This is a genomic window from Vreelandella populi, from assembly GCF_003989825.1.
GTDB lineage: Bacteria > Pseudomonadota > Gammaproteobacteria > Pseudomonadales > Halomonadaceae > Vreelandella > Vreelandella populi.
Map to the genome: position 1 here is coordinate 224,286 of NZ_RZHE01000015.1, position 13,505 is coordinate 237,790.

A 13,505-nucleotide genomic window follows, 5' to 3' on the forward strand; every position below is an offset into this window, starting at 1 on the left:
CCCGCGGTTAGGAGACTCCCATGCTGATCGACAGTTTCCTTACCTCGCTCCTGGCAACGCTCGCATCGCCCTGGGGTTTGATGCTTGCCGTGCTGGGCACTCTGCTTGGCATCGTGCTCGGCGCCCTGCCGGGCGTAAGCTCCACCATGGCGCTGGCTATTCTGCTACCGCTGAGTTTCGGTATGGACCCCGCATTTGCCATTCTTTTTCTACTCTGTGTGTTCGTTGCCAGCGTCTATGGTGGCTCAATCTCCGCTATCCTGATCAACATTCCAGGCACGCCGGGTGCAATCGTCACTCAATTGGACGGCCATCCTCTTGCCCGCGCAGGGCGGGCCAAGGAAGCGTTGGTCTATGCGCTGATCGCCTCGAGCGTGGGAGGCGTCATCGGTCTGGCACTTCTGGTTGTCACCGCTCCAATGCTGGCCTCGATCGCGATGCGCTTTAAAAGCCCCGAGTTCACGGCTATCGCAGTGTTCGGTTTGGTGCTACTTGCCTACGCTTCGCCAGGTTCAACGGTACGCGGATTGCTGGTCGGCGCCGTCGGTCTACTCTGTGGAATGGTAGGGTTCGATGCTTTAACCGACGTCTCGCGCTTCACTTTCGATACACGTGGCCTGCAAGGAGGCATCGAACTAGTACCGCTATGTGTAGGGTTGTTTGGTCTCGCTGAGGTTCTAAGGAATCTGCACGGCTCTCACCGCGCCACGCCTGAGTTCGACATGCAATCTACCCAATTGCCTCTACCAAATCTTCGCACGATCGCTGGACGCTGGGCGTCGATGCTGCGCGGTTCCTTTATTGGCGCATTTGTCGGCGCTATACCCGCTGCCGGGTCGGCTATCGCAGTGGCTATCGCCTATGCCCAGGAGATGCGCTTTTCAAGGCATCCCGAGCGCTTCGGCCATGGCGCCGTCGAGGGTGTGGTGGGGCCCGAGGCCGCTAATAGTTCGAGCATTGGTGGCACGCTGATACCAATGATGACGCTGGGCGTACCTGGAGATGCCATCACAGCAGTATTAATGGGGTCGCTGTTGATCCATGGGCTGCGGCCTGGGCCCATGCTCTTCGCAGAAAACCCAGGTTTCGTCTCGAGCCTCTACGCCGGATTCTTCCTCGCGTTGCTGCTTACACTGGTCATCGGCCTTTTGCTGATGCGCTGGTTGCCTTGGGTACTGCGCATCCCTTCGCATACGCTGCTCATTGGCATTGCCCTGCTCTGCGTGGTGGGCGCCTATGCTATTCGCAGCAGCATGGCAGATGTCTACATCATGCTCTTCTTCGGCGCTGTAGGGTACGTCTTGTATCTCTTATCGCTACCCGCTGCCCCTTTGGCTTTCGGCTTGATTCTGGGGCCGCTGCTTGAGGAGAACCTGCGCCGCAGTCTGCTGCTGGGTCGCGGCTCCTGGGAGGTATTCCTGCACAGCCCCATTGCCATGGGCCTGTTCGGGCTGTCGCTACTGGCCATCATACTGCCGCTTTTGGCGCCACTCTGGGTGCGGCTTGGCAATGACATAAAGCGAGTAAGGATGCATTGACTGTCGCGCCCACAAACGGAAAAGCTCCCCGTGCTAGGCCACGGGGTCTGCATTCATTTTTTCCAGCAGGTGCATCAGCGCGACGCGCTCGGCAGGGTTGAGGTTTTGCATGGTGGCATCGCTGATCTGTCGGGCATTGGGCACCATTGCCTCAACGATAGCGGCCCCGGCTTCGGTAATTACCACCATCACCTTGCGTTGATCGTTGGGGTCGGTGGTCAGCGTGACCCATTCACGGGCCTTGAGACGCTTGATCACCCCCCTAACAGTGGCAGGATCTATAGCCGTGGCGTTAACGATATCGGTTAAGGAACTGGCCCCCCGCTCCATCACTGTGCACAAGGCGACAAACTGAATGGCCGTTAGCTGCTTATCACAGACGTGACGTTGAAAAATGGCGATATGACGCTGATAGGCCTTACGCAGCAAATGACCTACCTGCTCTGAAAAATCGTACCCCTGCTCAGACGGCGTAGGGTGCGCATTTTTTTGGACGTCGTGGGAACGGTCCGATGTCATTCAAACTCCTTGCTGATGCGCAATGATGTCTTTCAAGTATGGCAGTGGAAAAAGGTTAAGGAGACTTTACGTATAACGCGAGAATTACCGCTTTATTCACCGCCAATTTATGGCGTACACATTATAAATTTATATTAAACTCAAGCAACCTCTCACGATACATGAAAGACCTGAGCATCTAAAAACAACCATGGAGGCCACATGACCGGTAAGAAAGCCTATGATCGGCAAGCCCTTCTACATGATCCAGACCTTCTTATCGTGTATCGGGACCCGATTACGCCTCCCAAACCTGCGCCAGGACAACCGGGCACACACTCTAATTTCGTACCTACTGAGCCCGAAATATTCATTGCTATCCTGAGCACGGGCCAAGTGCTGGCGTTCAACGGCCATGTGGATCTTGGCACAGGCATACGCACCGCGCTTGCCCAGATCGTAGCTGAAGAGCTTGAGGTAGCGCTTGAGTCCATCACCATGGTGCTGGGAGATCCGTTCGAGGTACCCAACCAGGGGCCAACGATTGCTAGCGCCACTATTCAGATTACTGCCGAGCCGCTTCGTCGTGCTGCCGCTCAGGCGCGTGAATATTTACTGTCCAGAGCCGCCCTGCATTTTGGTTTACCTCAACATAAGCTCCGTTGTCGCGTAGGTCATATTGCACCGTTAGACGACACGTTACCCGCCATCGGCTATGGCGAACTGCTCGCCGGTGCCCGACATGCCTTGAAGCTTGCCGATGATGTTCCCCTCAAACCTGCCCACCAATATTGCCTGGTGGGCAAGGCTGCGCCTCGCGTGGATATTCCCGGTAAGGTAACGGGTGCACTGACGTTCGTGCATGACTTTCGCCTGCCGGATATGCTCTACGGCCATGTGATACGACCTCCTTACAGTGGCTATGATCGGGGCGATTTCGTCGGTCATTCACTGATATCCGTCGATGAAAGTTCAGTCGCCGGCATGGCAGGGCTGGTCAGTGTCGTGACGATTGGTGATTTTGTCGGCGTTGTGGCTGAACGCGAAGAGCAGGCAGCTGCTATTGCCCGTAAACTCAATATCGTTTGGCGCAAGCCCGGCACACTGCCCCCCATGCATAACATTGAACAGGCGCTGGATGAATTGCCGGTTCAAAAGCGCCTGCTGCTTGAAGAAGGCCAGGTCGACGATGCCCTCAAAAGTGCTCAACATCGTGTTCGACGCGCTTATGTCTGGCCATTTCAACTGCATGGCTCAATTGGGCCTTCATGCTCGGTTGCTCACTACCGTGACGATCAACTGCACGTCTGGTCGGGCACGCAGAATCCTCATAGCCTGCGTGCCGAGCTGTCGCGTCTGATGCTGCTGGATGAAAGCGCCATTACCATCACGCGTATGGAGGCTTCCGGCTGTTACGGCCGCAACTGCGCTGATGATGTGGGGGCTGATGCGGCGTTGCTATCAAGGGCCGTTGGCCGCCCCGTGCGCGTCCAACTCACCCGCGAGCAGGAGCATCTCTGGGAACCCAAGGGGGCCGCCCAGCGGATGGATGTTGACGCCGGCATCAATGCCGACGGTAACCTGGCAGGTTACCGGTTCGTTGCTCGCTATCCTTCCAACAATGCACCGACCCTGGCGCTTTTGCTGACAGGCACACAGCAACCCAGCGACGTGCCTTTCCAGATGGGGGACCGCACGTCCGTTCCGCCCTATGGCTATCCGCATCGGCGCATTGCCTGTGATGATGTGCCCACGCTCGTGCGCGCCTCATGGCTACGCGGCGTTTCCGCCATGCCGAACGCGTTTGCACACGAAAGTGCCATCGATGAGCTGGCTTTCTTGGCCGGGGAAGACCCTATTGCCTTCCGAATTCGGCACTTGACCGATACGCGCGCCATAGAACTCGTCAAGGCCCTGGCAACACGCGCTCATTGGCAGCCTCGCCCAGCATATTCTACCCCCCGTATCGAAGCGGGCTGGCATTACGGGCGCGGGTTTGCCTACGCGCAGTATGTGCATAGTAAATTCCCCGGCTTCGGCGCGGCGCTGGCGGCCTGGGTCGTCGAACTGAAAGTGCATCCCGCCAGCGGCCGAATTATTATCGAACGTCTGTATGTGGGCCAGGATGCTGGACTCATGATCAACCCCGACGGCGTACGCCACCAGGTGCATGGCAACGTCATCCAGACACTTAGCCGAACCCTGAAAGAGCGGGTGACCTTCGAAAAGGGTTTACCCATGAATCGCGAATGGGGCAGCTACCCCATCCTGCGCTTTTCGGAGCTTCCGGATATTCAGCTTCTAATGTTGGATAGAACGGATCAGCCGTCACTAGGTGTCGGCGAATCCACGTCGCTCCCCGGCGCCCCGGCCATTGCCAATGCGTTGTTCGATGCAACAGGCGTGCGCTTTACACATCCTCCGTTTACCGCCGAGACCGTTCGTCGAAAGCTTGAGCAAAGCGATATCCCCATAGAAAGACGCGCCGAGGTGGCGCTGTAATGCAGCACCTTGATCTTCAGGTTATCGAGCGTGCCCTTCAGTGGGCTAACCAGGGCCGTGTGGTCTGGCTGTGTACGGTACTGACGACCTTTGGCTCGTCACCCAGGGAACCCGGGGCCGTCATGGCTGCGTGCTCAAAAGAGCAGTTCATCGGTTCACTATCAGGCGGGTGCGTTGAAGAGAACTTTCTGGAACGCCTGGAAAAGGGCGCCCTTTCATCTTCACCGGTTCAACTGATTCATTACGGTGGAGAAAGTGATGACACCGTTCGCCTGCCCTGCGGCGGGCGTCTTGATGTGCTGGTGGAACGGCTTGAACCCAGCGCCGACACATTGATCCATCTTGAAGTCGTGCATGCCACGCTGATGGGGCGCCGACCATTGATACGTCATGTGTTACTGGACGGCTCGCGCAAGCGCTTCATCGTGCCCGAAGGGCCGGGGCCTGCCGTCACGTGCGATGAGCATGCCGCCTATCTTCGTATTGGCCCGTCGTTGCGCCTGGTTATCGCAGGCATTTCCACTATCGCCGTTCCCTGCGCCCAGTTCGCTCAGACACTGGGATTTGAAGTCATTGTCTGCGACCCACGCGAGGAGATGCGGCGCGACTTCAATGTTCCTGGTGTCGAGTTACAGGCGGTACTGCCTTCGCTGTTCATAGCCTCAGGAGCGTGCCACGCAGCCACGGCGATTGTCGCCCTTACCCACGACCCGCGTATTGATGACTTGACGATGATCGAGGCGGTACGCACGGACGCTTTTTATATCGGCGTCATGGGATCGAAGAAAACCTCAGCCCAACGTGCCGAACGCTTACGGCGCTCAGGCGGTTTGACCGACATCGATATCGCGCGGATCGTCATGCCGATCGGTCTAGACCTGGGGAGTAAAACACCGGCCGAGATCGCCTTGGCGACCATGGCCGATATCCTGCGTGTCTATCGGGGAAAATGACATCACAAGCGGTAACAACATCGGTGGTCAGTAACATATCCAGCGCTTTGGATGAAAACGCCCTCAACGTTTACTGAACTATAACAATGACAATTTCACTTAAGTTAATCGCAAAATGGCCGTTATTAATCTCTGCGCCAGCAATAAAAACGATCTCTGCGCCTTAAATTAAAAAATTGCGTAGATCATGACTGGTCAGTAATGACCAACCTCTCACTTACCGAGGCCTTCAATGAGCAAGTTCTCTCGTCTGTCGTTAACACAAAAATTGCTGAGCGCAGTCGCTCTCCCTTTACTGATTGTTGCCGTCGTTCTCGGCGTTATTGTCAATCAGCAGCTCAATCGAGCCATTCCTGGCCTGATCGACAATGCTGGCACACGGCAGGTTGAGGCACGTGCTGACGAGATAGGCCGCTGGATCAACGGCTATCGTAACTGGAATGCGGTGCTGGCGGAGGATGAGCGTCTCGCCGAAGATCTGCCTGTTGCGACCCATCTTGATTGGCTTGCAAAGCGCTATCCGCCGGGCGGCACCATCGAGTCACTGTTCTTCTCCAATGCCTCGGGTGACACGATAACCCATGCTGGCGTGCCGCTAGATATCTCGGAACGTTCCTACTTCAAGACAGTTGTTACTGAAGGTAGTCAAGATAGCCTACTTGTCGACCCGGTTACCTCCATGGTCAGCGGACTGCCGACGGCATTAGTGGTCGATACCGTTTTCGATGAACGCGGCAATCGTGCAGGGCTTCTAGGCATCACTGTTTCCATGGCGGCGGTGTCTGATATTACCTCGGCAATCAATGTCGGTGAGGGGAGTTACGGATGGCTAATTGACAGCCAGGGTCAGGTGATTGCCCACCCGGTGGAAGAGTATCGCATGTCGCTGAACTATACCAACGCCGACCGTACCCAGGGATATCAGGGGCTGGATGCGCTAAGTCAGTCTATTCTCAGCGGCACCCCCGGTTCCGGTGAAATCACCATGCCCAGTGGCGAACGTACCCGGCTTATGTGGAGTCCTGTGGAAGGTACCTCCTGGGTTGTTGGCGTGACCGTACCCATGACCGCTTTTACCGCCGTGACCAACAGCTTGCTGAAGTCTCTTTTACTGGCAGGCGGTTTGCTGCTGATATTGCTCCTGGTAGCAGTTGCTTATGCGACGCGCCGCTCGCTTGCGCCTATCAAGCATACGGCTAACGCCATGGCCGATATTGCTCAGGGCAAGGGTGACCTGACTCGTCGGCTGGAGGTCAAATCCCAGGACGAGATCGGGGATCTTGCGCGCGGTTTCAATGCGTTCGTTGAACGTATGCAGGCTACCCTTCAGGAAGTGCGCCATAACGCTCAGACGGTACTTGCCGGTGCCAGCGACATGGCGGATGGTACCCACGAACTCTCATCGCGCACCGAGCAGGCGGCAGCTAACCTTCAGGAAACTTCCGCGTCCATGGAGGAGATCCACTCAACGGTGGCGCATACGTCACAAGCGTCTGAACAGGCCAATGGCCTGGCGATTGAAGCCGCTGGTGCCTCCAAACGCGGCACTGAATCCATGACGCAAATGGAAAGCAAGATGGGCGCCATCAGTGAATCGTCCAACAAGATCAGCGATATTATCGGCCTGATTGACTCCATCGCCTTTCAAACCAATATTCTGGCACTTAACGCATCGGTCGAAGCCGCCAGAGCCGGTGAGCAAGGGCGTGGGTTTGCGGTGGTTGCCAACGAAGTTCGTACGCTGGCCAGCCGCTCGGCAACCGCTGCACAGGATATTCGTGCGCTGATTGATGTCTCGGTCAATCATGCCAAGGAAGGTAACCATATCGTTAAATCCGCCGCCCAGCAGATGCAGGAAATTCATCGCAGCATCACCCAGGTGTCTGATGTGATTGGTGAAATCACCGCCGGCGCCCGCGAGCAAACCGCCGGTATCGAACAGGTCAATACCGCTGTTGCCGAAATGGATACCATGACGCAGCAGAATGCCTCCATGGTGAGCCAGAATGCTTCTCTTGCCGCGAAAATGCGCGAGAATGCCCAGCAACTGGATCAATTGATGAGCGAGTTTGTGCTGGGCGATTCCCAGCCGCTGCCCCTCTCTGCAAATACTACCTCGCTAGCTCCCAGCCCACGTTTACCGGCCGCATCCTCTACGCCTTCAGCGCCCAAACCTAGAAAGGCCGTTGTCGAACACGAATGGGAAGAGTTTTAAGCCGTTCCTTATGCCCTAAAAAAGCCCGCATCTTTCGATGCGGGCAAGACTGGGTACATTAATAGTCGTTACTGCTCACGCGCCCCTTCTGGGGCGCGTGACGTTACGCTAAATCAAAGCGGTCGGCGTTCATCACTTTTGTCCACGCGGCGATAAAGTCGCTGGCAAACTTTTCGGCGTGGTCATCCTGGGCGTAGATTTCAGCGTAGGCGCGCAGGATCGAGTTGGAGCCAAACACCAGATCCACGCGGCTGGCCGTCCACTTCACCTTGCCAGTTTTGCGATCACGAATTTCATAGTAGTCGCCTGCCGGGTGCCAAGTATTGGCCATATCCACCAGATTCACGAAGAAGTCGTTGGTCAATACGCCTTCACGCTCGGTAAATACACCGTGCTTGGTACCCGCGTGGTTGGTGCCCAGTACGCGCATACCGCCTATCAGTACGGTCATTTCTGCAGCAGTCAGGCCAAGCAGTTGGGTGCGGTCCAGCAGCATCTCTTCGGGGCTGACCACATAGGTGTCTTTCTGCCAGTTGCGGTAGCCATCGACCAGGGGCTCGAGCGCCTCAAACGACTCGGCGTCGGTCATCTCATCCGTTGCATCACCGCGGCCGGGAGCAAAGGGCACCGTGGCGTTGATGCCGGCGGCTTTTATCGCCTGTTCGATACCCACATTGCCCGCCAGCACGATGGTATCGGCAAGGCTGGCGCCACTTTGCTGGGCGATGGGTTCAAGCACGGCCAGTACACGAGCGAGGCGCTCGGGCTCGTTGCCTGCCCACTGGTTTTGGGGCGCTAAGCGAATGCGGGCACCGTTGGCGCCGCCGCGCATGTCGGAGCCGCGGTAGGTGCGCGCGCTGTCCCAGGCGGTGCTGACCATATCGCTGATGCTCAGGCCGCTGGCGGTGATGCGGGCTTTCAGGGCGTCAACGTCGTAGTCGGTACGGCCTGCCGGTACCGGGTCCTGCCAGATCAGGTCTTCCTGGGGCACATCCGGGCCTAGGTAGCGCACTTTCGGGCCCATGTCGCGGTGGGTCAGCTTGAACCAGGCCCGCGCGAAGACATCATCAAAGTACGCCGGGTCCGCCATGAAGCGCTGGCAGATCTCGTTGTAAATCGGGTCGACCTTCATGGCCATATCGGCATCGGTCATGATCGGCATGCAGCGGATGGAAGGGTCTTCCACGTCGACCGGCATATCCTCTTCTTTAATGTCGATAGGTTCCCACTGCCAGGCACCGGCGGGGGATTTTTTCAGTTCCCATTCGTGGCCAAACAGCATCTCGAAGTAGCCCATGTCCCACTGTGTCGGGTTCTTGGTCCAGGCGCCTTCAATACCGCTTACCAGGGTGTCACGGCCAATGCCGCGGCCCTTGGTTTTCATCCAGCCAAGGCCCTGAAGCTCGGGGCCTGCCGCTTCGGGTTCCGGGCTCAGGTCGGCGGGGGTGCCGTTGCCATGGCACTTGCCAATGGTATGGCCGCCGGCGGTCAGGGCCACCGTCTCTTCATCGTTCATCGCCATGCGCTTGAAGGTTTCGCGCACCTGGGCGGCGGTCTTGAGCGGGTCGGGCTGGCCGTTCACGCCTTCCGGGTTCACGTAGATCAGACCCATCTGCACGGCGGCCAGCGGGTTTTGCATGGTTTCGGGCTTTGCCATGTCGCCATAGCGACCGTCAGAGGGCGCCAGCCACTCTTTTTCAGCGCCCCAGTAGGTGTCCTTTTCCGGGTGCCAGATATCCTCGCGGCCAAACGCGAAGCCGAAGGTTTTCAAGCCCGCGACTTCATAGGCCATGGTGCCGGAGAGGATCATCAAATCGGCCCAGGAGATCTTGTTACCGTACTTCTTCTTGATCGGCCACAGCAGACGGCGGCCTTTATCGGTATTGGCGTTATCCGGCCAAGAGTTCAGCGGCGCAAAGCGCTGGTTGCCGGTACCACCACCACCACGACCATCGGCCAGGCGATAGGAACCCGCCGCGTGCCAAGCCACTCGAGCAAACATGCCTACATAGCTGCCCCAGTCCGCTGGCCACCACGCCTGGCTTTGGGTAATCAATTGGCGAAGGTCTGCTTTCAGGGCCTCGACGTCCAGTTTTTCCAGCGCCTCACGATAGTTAAAATCTTCACCCAGTGGGTTCGTTTTTGTATCGTGCTGGTGCAGGATATCTAGGTTCAGGGCGTTAGGCCACCAGTCGGTGTTGGACTTGCTGGCCGCTGTGTTACCGCCGTGCATTACCGGACATTTACCACTCATGCTGCATTTCCCCTTATCGTTCTTTACCTTGGCATCGCCAAGGAACCACGGTGAGCGCCGCTGAACCCGAAAGCCTGAACCCTGGCAGGCTGGCGCCTCACTGACATGGCGTATTTTTAAAGCACTTTGGCGATAGCAACAATTTGCATTTAACGACTAAATTGATAGGAATTTACAATTAAAGAAAAGCGGTATCCATAAAAATAACTATGGTGGGCAAAAATGGGGATAGAAGCAGGGGTCTGAAAAGCCAGCAGGGCGCCTCGGCGCCCTGCTGGAAGTTACATCAGTCTTGGCAGGCTTAATCCACCAGCGGCAGCAATGCATTCAGACTATCGCGGGCATCGCCGTAAAACATCCGGCTGTTCTCTTTAAAGAACAGCGGGTTTTCGATACCCGAGTAACCGGTGCCCTGCCCTCGCTTGCAGATAAATACCTGCTTGGCCTCCCATACCTTGAGTACCGGCATACCCGCGATAGGGCTATTAGGATCTTCTTCAGCGGCCGGGTTAACGATATCGTTGGAGCCGATCACGATCACCACGTCGGTGCTGGTGAAATCGTCGTTAATTTCGTCCATCTCTAACACGATATCGTAAGGCACCTTGGCCTCGGCCAGCAGCACGTTCATGTGGCCGGGCAAGCGCCCTGCTACGGGGTGAATGCCAAAGCGCACAGTCTTGCCTGCCGCGCGCAGCTTACGCACCAAGTCACTCACTGCGCTCTGGGCCTGGGCCACGGCCATGCCGTAACCCGGCACGATCACCACGCTGTCGGCATCGTTCAGAGCACTGGCCACGCCGCTGGCATCAATGGCTACCTGTTCGCCTTCAATCTCCGCCGCAGGCCCTTGGCTTCCACCAAAGCCGCCCAAGATCACGTTGACGAAGTTGCGGTTCATTGCCTTGCACATGATGTAGGAGAGAATCGCCCCGGACGAGCCCACCAGCGCCCCGGTCACGATCAAGAGATCGTTTCCGAGCGTGAAGCCGATGGCCGCCGCCGCCCAGCCCGAATAGCTGTTAAGCATTGAGACCACGACCGGCATATCGGCGCCGCCAATTCCCATGATCAGGTGGTAGCCGATAAAGAAGGCAAGCGCGGCGAGCACAATTAGCGTCCAGAAGCCTGCGCCGTTGAGGTACAGCACCGCCAACAGCAGTGAAAGCACCGCGGCGCCTGCGTTGAGCAGATGGCCGCCGGGCAATTGACGCGGCTTGCCGTCGACCTTGCCAGCGAGCTTGCCGAAGGCGACCACAGAGCCCGTGAACGTCACTGCGCCAATAAAGATGCCCAGCACCACCTCGATCTGCAGGAACGTCAGCTCATCCGGTGCCTTGGTGGCCACCAGGGCGGCAAACGCCGAAAACTCATGCATGACACCATCAGCGGCGCGCGCTGCCAGCACCCGGCGGCGTTCCAGGTCCGCACTCCAGGCAACAAACACGGCGGCCAAACCCACAAAACTATGCAGTGCGGCGACCAGCTGGGGCATTTCGGTCATCCCGACCTTGCCCGCCATATAGGTACCGATAGCCGCCCCGATAATCATCATCGGGATCAGCCACCAGTAGCCGCCAATGCCCGGCCCGAAGGCGGTAAAAAACACCGCGACCGCCATGCCTACGATGCCGTACCACACGGCGCGCTTGGCTTTTTCCTGATTGCTCAGCCCGCCCAGCGATAAAATAAACAGTACGCTTGCCGCAATTGCCGCGGCAGATACGAATCCTTGACCCAACATATCGTCTCTCCGCCGCTTATGATTTCTGGAACATGGCCAGCATCCGGCGTGTCACCAGGAAGCCACCCACGATATTAATGGTCGCGATCAGTACCGAAATCGCCGCCAGTACACTGACCACCGCACTGCCCGAGCCGATCTGCAAAATCGCCCCCAGTATGATGATGCCGGAAATCGCGTTGGTCACCGCCATCAGCGGCGTATGCAGCGAGTGGCTGACTTTCCAGATCACCTGGAAGCCGATGAAGCAGGCCAACACGAACACAATAAAGTGCTGCATAAAGGAGGCAGGCGCGACCTGGCCGAGCAGCAGCATCAGCGCGCCGCCAATAGCCAGTATGCCGACCTGGCGCTTGGTCTGAGCTTTAAACGCTGTTGCCTCTGCGGCTTTTTTCTCTTCAGGCGTCGGCTCTTTTTCTTTCTTCTTCGGCTTGGCCGCGGCAATCGCTTTTACTTTGGGCGGCGGTGGCGGAAAGGTCACTTCGCCCTGATGGGCCACTGTCGCGCCACGAATCACGTCATCGTCCATATTGTGATTGATCACGCCGTCTTTCCCAGGCGTCAGATCGGTCAGCATATGGCGAATATTGGTGGCATAGAGTAAGGATGACTGGGTCGCCATGCGCGAGGGGAAGTCGGTATAGCCGACCACAATCACGCCGTTATCGGAGACGATGCGCTCATCGGGCTGGGTTAAATCGCAGTTGCCGCCTTTTTCAGCCGCCAGATCGACGATCACCGAGCCGGGTTTCATGGCCGCAACCATATCCTCAAGCCACAGCTTGGGCGCCGGGCGTCCGGGAATCAGAGCGGTGGTGATGACGATGTCCACGTCGGGCGCCTGTTCGCGGAAGCACTCAAGCTGCTTTTCACGAAACTCGGGGCTTGAGGGCGACGCGTAGCCGCCGCTTTCAGAACCATCCTGGCTATCTTCGAAATCGAGAAACAGGAACTCCGCACCCATGGACTCGATCTGCTCGGAGACTTCGGGGCGTACATCAAAGGCGCGCACCACGGCACCCAAGCTTGTGGCGGTGCCAATGGCAGCTAGCCCGGCAACGCCTGCGCCAATTACCAGCACTTTAGCAGGGGGAACTTTACCTGCGGCAGTTACCTGGCCGGTAAAGAAACGGCCAAAGTTGTTGCCCGCCTCTATCACCGCGCGGTAACCGGCGATATTGGCCATGGAGGAGAGCGCGTCCATCTTCTGGGCCCGGGAGATACGCGGCACCATGTCCATGGCGATCACGCTGGCGCCTTGTGCCCTGCACTTTTCCAGCAGCGCTTCGTTCTGCGCCGGCCAAAAAAAAGCAATTAGCGTTTGGCCTTGGCGTAATCGCGCGGCTTCTGTATCAGAGGGCTCGCGGACTTTAATGACCACCTCAGCGTCCTGCCAGAGCATGTCCGCGTCATCCACCACGGTCACGCCAGCGTCACGGTAAGTGTCGTCATTAAAGCCCGCCGCCAGGCCAGCGCCTGTTTCAATCAGGCACTCATGACCCAGCTTCTGAATCTGTTTGGCACTTTCAGGGGTGAGCGCCACACGCGCTTCGCCCCGGCTAGTTTCCTTAGGTGCGCCTATTCTCACACGGGTACTCCCTACGGTTTAGAAGTGGACGATGGGCCTTAATTATCTGTTTTAATTTAAAGCACAGCCCGCTAAAAAGGCGGTTGATTCTCACCGCCCCACCTTTCTTCAAACGTTTTAGATTCTCATGATGCTTTTAAGAAAAGCCATTCAACCTTTGATAGGTGATGGCCTGGGCTTTTCAAAAAGTCATTACACGGGAGGAGCAGTATG

At 57.3% G+C, this 13,505-nt stretch carries 8 protein-coding genes; 4 read left to right on the plus strand and 4 right to left on the minus strand.

Annotation, left to right across the window (positions count from 1 at the left end):
• Nucleotides 1–20: 20 nt before the first annotated feature.
• Nucleotides 21–1,538 (plus strand): tripartite tricarboxylate transporter permease, encoded by a 1,518-nt coding sequence (locus ELY25_RS15670; protein ID WP_236995754.1) that lies wholly within the window; start codon nt 21–23, stop codon nt 1,536–1,538.
• A 33-nt stretch (nt 1,539–1,571) separates the two neighbouring features.
• Here the strand turns inward: ELY25_RS15670 and ELY25_RS15675 are convergent, their stop codons facing one another.
• Complete coding sequence (locus ELY25_RS15675) at nt 1,572–2,057, minus strand: MarR family winged helix-turn-helix transcriptional regulator (protein WP_126952201.1); 486 nt, start codon at nt 2,055–2,057, stop codon at nt 1,572–1,574.
• Between the two features lie 201 nt (nt 2,058–2,258).
• On the opposite strand from ELY25_RS15675, the gene ELY25_RS15680 reads away from it, so the two are divergent.
• The 3 genes from ELY25_RS15680 to ELY25_RS15690 all read left to right on the plus strand — a co-directional run bounded on the left by ELY25_RS15680 (nt 2,259) and on the right by ELY25_RS15690 (nt 7,706).
• A complete protein-coding gene (locus tag ELY25_RS15680) occupies nt 2,259–4,538 on the plus strand; it encodes a xanthine dehydrogenase family protein molybdopterin-binding subunit (RefSeq protein ID WP_126952202.1) in 2,280 nt (759 codons plus the stop codon).
• Complete coding sequence (locus ELY25_RS15685) at nt 4,538–5,491, plus strand: XdhC family protein (protein WP_126952203.1); 954 nt, start codon at nt 4,538–4,540, stop codon at nt 5,489–5,491. The genes ELY25_RS15680 and ELY25_RS15685 overlap by 1 nt, the downstream gene beginning before the upstream one ends.
• Nucleotides 5,492–5,723: 232 nt before the next feature.
• Nucleotides 5,724–7,706 carry a methyl-accepting chemotaxis protein gene (locus tag ELY25_RS15690; protein ID WP_126952204.1) on the plus strand — a complete coding sequence of 661 codons (1,983 nt, stop codon included), beginning with the start codon at nt 5,724–5,726 and terminating at the stop codon, nt 7,704–7,706.
• Nucleotides 7,707–7,809: 103 nt separating this feature from the next.
• On the opposite strand, the gene katG is transcribed toward ELY25_RS15690, so the two are convergent.
• The 3 genes from katG to ELY25_RS15705 all read right to left on the minus strand — a co-directional run bounded on the left by katG (nt 7,810) and on the right by ELY25_RS15705 (nt 13,292).
• Nucleotides 7,810–9,960 carry a catalase/peroxidase HPI gene (katG, locus tag ELY25_RS15695; protein ID WP_126952205.1) on the minus strand — a complete coding sequence of 717 codons (2,151 nt, stop codon included), beginning with the start codon at nt 9,958–9,960 and terminating at the stop codon, nt 7,810–7,812.
• Nucleotides 9,961–10,261: 301 nt separating this feature from the next.
• Nucleotides 10,262–11,704, minus strand: a complete 1,443-nt coding sequence (locus tag ELY25_RS15700) for an NAD(P)(+) transhydrogenase (Re/Si-specific) subunit beta (RefSeq protein ID WP_126952206.1) — start codon at nt 11,702–11,704, stop codon at nt 10,262–10,264.
• Between the two features lie 16 nt (nt 11,705–11,720).
• On the minus strand, nt 11,721–13,292 hold the full coding sequence (locus ELY25_RS15705; protein ID WP_126952207.1) for a Re/Si-specific NAD(P)(+) transhydrogenase subunit alpha: 1,572 nt from the start codon (nt 13,290–13,292) through the stop codon (nt 11,721–11,723).
• Nucleotides 13,293–13,505 lie beyond the last annotated feature (213 nt).